Here is a 5301-nt window from a genome sequence, read left to right on the forward strand (position 1 = left end):
CACCGATGCGTTCATGCCACTCGAGGTGGACCAATGCAGAGCCACATTGAGGGCAGTTTTTGTGACGTGCTATTGAGACCGACTCCATGTGGCAGCTCGTGTCATTGCGTCAAAAGGCCACAGCCGACGTTAGTGTAGCCGCCGCTTCGTGGCGGCTGCGGTAGATGGACCTCTCTGTTCAAATCCTGTGCCAACCGCGACAGCTTGATCAGTAAGGGATAATTTTTCAAGGAAGTGTACCAGACCGACAGCATGTCAGAGATCGGACAGTCAAGGTCATGTTCTAACGTAAGGTCGCAAATCGGACACATGGCGATGGCTTTTTCTAGTTGGACAGAAAAGCCCGCCTCCGAGTCAATGGGAAGAACGGAGGAAAATGACGTCAATGAACATTCTCCGGCCGACTTTGAAATGCGTCCGGAGGCGGGGCCTATGGCTAGAGTATTCCAATTTCCAAATGGCAGGCGACAGTCCGTAAGCCTGATAACCCGCCTGCCCCATCAGCCCTTAGGGCAATGATGGGTCCTCAGCTCTATAAGCCGTCATTGCGATGAACTGTGCGGGGTATGCCGGAGCTGTGCGCTGCTCTCTCGGTCAAGGAGTCAAGGCAAAGGTAGAGAGCTTGATACGTCAAGCTTGTGGCCACGGATAGCCGTCGACCAACAAATTTGCTGGTGTTACCTCATTGCTATGGCGAGCGCGTCGCTGAGGGCTCACCTGGGGTAACCAAATGGGGTCGGTCAGATCGGAGGTCTGACGAGACGGACGGGCTGCTCAGAAGCAGGGCTGCAATGAAACGTCATTGATCAAAATCAGATAACAGCAGGATCCATTTGGTTGGCCAAATGCTTGGTGAACCAATCGCCAGTGACTCTGTTCACGGTTGCGAGGTGACACACATAGGGATCCTAGCGTTTATAAGCACGAGATGCTTCGGTTCGCGAGCTCGATTGTAAGCGTCGAGCTGCAAATCCGTCAAGCAGCGGGACGTCTTGCTGCGGCGGGAGGGCGAGCCATCGGGCATCAACCGGATCTACCGGCTTTATCGCGAGGAAGGGCTCACCGTCTGCAAAAGGCGGGCTCGCCGCAAAGGCCGTGGGGACCCGTGCCCCGATCCTGGTCGAGGCGAGGCCGAACGCGCGCTGGTCGCTGGACTTCGTCCACGACCAGTTCGCCAATGGCCGACGCTTCCGCATCCTCAACATCGTCGACGACGTCACCAACGAATGCCTGGCGCCATTCCGGAGACGTCGATCTCGGGGCGGCGCGTGGTCGGCGAACTGACGGCAATCGTCCAGCGACGCGGCAAGCGAGAAATGATCGTGTCCGACCATGGCACCGAGTTCACCTGCAACGCCAGCAGGCCCGCCGTTCCGACAGGCTCATGACAGCCTGCAGATGCGCGATCGCAGCGCGCTTAGCGGCGGGCCTTACCATTTTTTGAAAGGAGCTCGCGAAGTGCGGCGGCATCGAGCATCTGCTCGGCCAGAAGCTTCTTCAGCTTCACGTTCTCCTCTTCCAAGGCCCTGTCCGACTTCACCGACGTGAGCGCGCTCGGCATTAAGTAGAGCTGGTCGTCTGAATTGCGCATCAGGTGCGTCCGTGCCGTTCGAGATCATCCTCAATTCGCGACCACGCACAGTGCACTCTCGCGCGGTCGCCTTACAGCAGATCGTCAGATCGCTTTGCTGGGCAGCACGAGCCAAATGTCGTCTTGTCGATGACCTACAGGCACGCTGCGACGACGCCAGCACGCGGGAGAGCTCGGCGCTGGTGGTTCTGTCGGTGCCAAAAAGAAGGGCATGCTGTCGCTAAGTCAGGCGAATTGTTTAGTCGTAATCCGGACACGATGCTCTGGGGAAACCCTCCACTGTGCTGCCCAAGCAGGTTGTGGGAGCTGAGCGCACGAGATCCAACTTGTCATTGATGGTTCGGGCATAACAGTCGCAAGCCAGCGCCGATTCAGTGTCTCAGCAGCAAACTCTTGCGCGACGCTGTGAGGAATCGCGCATCCATGGTGCGACTTACACTCTGAGGGTCAAGTTCAGCAAAATCGATGATTGGGGTCCGATCAAGCCATTCCCTTGGAACCGCCGTCGCTCGGCCACCTGCTGGACGCGGATTGGTTCGTCGCCGCCGGCCCAAGCCTTCGTTCGCTTGGAATTGCGCCTAAGTTCCCGACTGATCGTGGGTGGCGACCGGCCAGGGCCGCGCTCCTCAAGGCTGAGCATCGTCCCATCGCAACAACACCTTTAGCAGGTGTTGCACTGGCATCGTGAACCGAAGCCGCTCTTCACCTTGATCCAGTGCTTCGCGATAGGGAGCAGTGCGATCTCAGAGATCGGTTCGACGAGCCTGAACGCGCTCCGGCTTGCGGCAGCTGCAAAGCGGAGCTGCGTCGCCGCGACTAAACCGTGGAACAACCAGGATAGTGAACAAGAGCACTATCTGTCTAAGGACGGTGGCGGCGTATCCTTTGTGCGCGTTGGCAGTATCGGATATTCGATCTTGGGTAACCGGCCGGTCAATGAATTAAGAAACGCAACGATATCGTTCTTCTCCTTCTCGGTGAGCTCGGCGCCGAGCTGCACCTCACTCATAATGCCTACCGCTTCCTGGAGCGTCCAAACCTGACCCGAATGGAAGTAGGGAGCTCGCAGGGCAACGTTGCGCAAAGGGGCGGCGCGGAACACGTATCGGTCGCTGAAGGCCTTCGTGACCGCGAAACGCCCCTGGTCGGCTGGGGGAAGCAGTTTGCTGTCTGGTCTTTCAATCACGCCGAACGCGAAAAACTCCTGCCCACCAATATTGATTCCGTTGTGGCAGGAGGCGCAGCCTTTGTCCACGAACAGCCGCAATCCTGCCTTTTGGTGGTCATCCAGCGCGTTGGCATCGCCGTTCAGGTATCCATCGAACGGAGCTGCTGGTGTCGTGAGCGTCGCTTCAAAAGCCTCGAGCGCTTTCGCGAAATTGTCAAAGGTGACCGGCGGTGTATCACGCGGGAATGCTTGCTTGAACTTGCCCACATAATCTTCCATCGAATTCAGTGTGGTCGTTACGTGATCCGCAGTCGCATTCATCTCGGCGCTCGCCTGAACGGGCCCCTTGGCTTGTGCCTTAAGATCCGGCGCGCGTCCGTCCCAGAATTGCGCGACATTGAACACTGAATTGTAGACGGTCGGCGCCCGCCGCGCTCCCCGTTGCCAACCGTGACCAACTGACGTTGGACCCGCGTCTACGCCGCCGGTGCCAAGATTGTGGCAGGTATTGCAGCTAATGATCCCACTCGCCGACAGACGAGGGTCGAAGAACAGCATCTTCCCGAGCTCCGCTTTCTCGGTAGTCACGGGATTGTCCTTTAGGGCGGGGATACCAGAAGGGATCGGTTTGAAGATCTGTCTGGCTGTCATCATCAAATCGTCGTTTGCGATGGCATTGCATGAGACACACATCAGAACGGTAGTAATCGATACCTTGAGCATGACGTGAGACTTCCAGATCTTGCCGCGCCGCTACCGAACAACAGTTCTTCAGAAGAGGCGCCCGCTGCATGGATGGCTTTTGCTATGCAGGAACTGAGCCAGCGCGCGCGAGTGAATTGGTCTAGGGTTTCTGTGTTCGATGTTGGCTTCACGACAGTTGTCGTTAGCCCGACACGAACACTTCGACTAATCACGAAGCATAGTGTTTTGCTGCTCTTCGAGGAGGCACGACGCGTCTCTCCGACGAAATGCAGGGGGCAGTGACGTCGCAGGCACCTGTCCCGGGAGTAGATGAAACCTCCCTCCAATTGGATTCGAATCGATGTCGCAGGCGTTACACTATTAATACGAGCCCGATCGAAGCTCCGCCCCGTGCCTAGCGCAGCGCCGTCAGTCCCTCCCCAACCGGCTTTCGGTCCCATGGGCCTGAAAGGGGGCTGCCAGGCTGTCACGACGGGATGAGGCCTGGCGCTGAGCTTGATGAACTTAGCTAACTGTCTGCCGGATCGCGTCTAGTGTCCTGAACCAGAAGTTCGCAACATCGCGTCGTGTTGTACCGGGGCATTGTAACGGCAGAAGCGTTCGATGGAAGCAAGGATATCATCGGCTGACTTGGTCCATCGGAACGGCTTGGGATCAGCGTTATGTCGTTCGATGAACGAGGCGATGTCCGCCCTGAGGGCGGCTACGCTGCGATAGACGCGGCGCCTGATCTTCTAATCGGTAAGAAGCGCTCGACCTGATTGAGTCATGACGAACTGGTCAGGGTCAGGTGCACATGCCAGCGCGGCCGCTTGGCCAGCCATTTCCGGATCAGCGGGGTCTTGTGAGTGGCGTAGTTATCCATGACGAGATGGACGTCGAGTTGGCGCGGCACAGCGGCCTCGATCTCGTCCAGGAATTTGCGGAACTCGGCGGCACGGTGCCGTCCGTAGCACTTGCCGATAACCCGTCCGGTCGCAATGTCGAGGGCGGCGAACAGCGATGTGGTGCCGTGCCTTTTGTAATCGTGGCTCCTTCGGGCCGGCTGGCCGGGACGCATCGGCAGCATCGGCCGACTGCGGTCCAGCGCCTGGATTTGAGACTTTTCATCTACACACAGGACGATGGCGTGTGCCGGTGGCGAGACGTAAAGCCCGACGACATGACGCACCTTGGCCACGAAGTTCGGATCAGTCGAGAGCTTGAATGTCTCCAGCCGGTGCGGCTGGAGCCCGAAGGCCCGCCAGATACGTTTCGGTGCTCCCGAGCGCGGCTCATCGTGCAGCCCAGCCACGCGCTGCTTCACAAAGCCCCGCCGCCGTTTGCCTACCGTCCCCCGCTCCAGGCCTAGCTTGGCCGTCACTTCCTTGTTCTGACCGCCTTCCGCGCAGGCCAGCGCGATCCGGGCTCTCAGAGCCAACGCCTGCGCCGCCTTTCGCCGCATTCTCAGCGGCTGAAGTTCAGCACGCTCATCATCGCTCAATACCAGGGGCGCAAGTCGCTGGGTCGCCATCAGATCCTCCGTCGCTGTTGCAGCCGCCATCTCTGGCACAGCGACGCGAATCTAATGCGAATCTACGATTGCGAACTTGTGACTCGGGACACTAGCACTACTTTGGCAGATTGTTGGATTTGGGCTCTTTATTAGGATTCCCGAATCGACTTTTCAATGATTCATGGGTGGTCGGCTCTTGGAGGGCTGACCATGGTGGAATGGGAAGACGAACTCGAACGCTGGCTGAAGCCGTTCCTGGACCGGTTGGGTCATAAGACCGGCAGCGGATGTGTCCCCTGTACGTTGCGGGATTGATCGGCCCGGGCGATCGCAAGAGCGTTC

Annotated in this window: 1 protein-coding gene and 4 pseudogenes; 2 read left to right on the forward strand and 3 right to left on the reverse strand. The window is 58.3% G+C overall.

The features are described from left to right. Positions 1-989 precede the first annotated feature (989 nt). Positions 990-1358, forward strand: a pseudogene (locus I6F28_RS36825) (DDE-type integrase/transposase/recombinase); the annotation flags it as partial. A 1-nt stretch (position 1359) separates the two neighbouring features. Here the strand turns inward: I6F28_RS36825 and I6F28_RS36830 are convergent. From I6F28_RS36830 to I6F28_RS36840, 3 genes and pseudogenes are all read right to left on the reverse strand, one after another. Beyond that, positions 1360-1531: pseudogene (locus I6F28_RS36830) on the reverse strand (IS3 family transposase); the annotation flags it as partial. 913 nt (positions 1532-2444) lie between these two features. Next, positions 2445-3482 carry a cytochrome c peroxidase gene (locus I6F28_RS36835; protein WP_518513078.1) on the reverse strand — a complete coding sequence of 346 codons (1038 nt, stop codon included), beginning with the start codon at positions 3480-3482 and terminating at the stop codon, positions 2445-2447. 512 nt (positions 3483-3994) lie between these two features. Beyond that, positions 3995-4977: pseudogene (locus tag I6F28_RS36840) on the reverse strand (IS630 family transposase). Between the two features lie 156 nt (positions 4978-5133). Between I6F28_RS36840 and I6F28_RS36845 the strand changes: the two are divergent. Further along, positions 5134-5301, forward strand: a pseudogene (locus I6F28_RS36845) (IS701 family transposase); the annotation flags it as partial.

The sequence above is a fragment of the Bradyrhizobium sp. NBAIM14 genome (genome assembly GCF_020193895.1).
GTDB lineage: Bacteria > Pseudomonadota > Alphaproteobacteria > Rhizobiales > Xanthobacteraceae > Bradyrhizobium > Bradyrhizobium yuanmingense.